This window comes from Phytobacter massiliensis JC163 (assembly GCF_000321045.1).
GTDB classification, from domain to species: domain Bacteria; phylum Pseudomonadota; class Gammaproteobacteria; order Enterobacterales; family Enterobacteriaceae; genus Phytobacter_A; species Phytobacter_A massiliensis.
In genome coordinates this window covers 1-231 of record NZ_CAEO01000222.1, presented here as the reverse complement: position 1 = coordinate 231, position 231 = coordinate 1, and the positions used below count along the sequence as shown (strand labels likewise).

Below are 231 nucleotides of genomic sequence, written 5' to 3'. Positions count from 1 at the left end.
TTCCCTACTCTCGCATGGGGAGACCCCACACTACCATCGGCGCTACGGCGTTTCACTTCTGAGTTCGGCATGGGGTCAGGTGGGACCACCGCGCTACTGCCGCCAGACAAATTCTTTACTAAGTGCCGAACTTTAACCGTATTAAGTGGTGCTGATACCCAGAGTCGAACTGGGGACCTCACCCTTACCAAGGGTGCGCTCTACCAACTGAGCCATATCAGCACGCTAAAT

Annotated in this window: 1 tRNA gene and 1 rRNA gene; both read right to left on the bottom strand. The window is 54.5% G+C overall.

Features of this window, described 5'->3' with window-relative positions:
• Positions 1-107: ribosomal RNA gene (gene rrf / locus ENTHG_RS00305) — 5S ribosomal RNA — on the bottom strand; the annotation flags it as partial.
• Between the two features lie 39 nt (positions 108-146).
• Positions 147-222: transfer RNA gene (locus tag ENTHG_RS00300), tRNA-Thr, on the bottom strand.
• Positions 223-231: the final 9 nt, after the last annotated feature.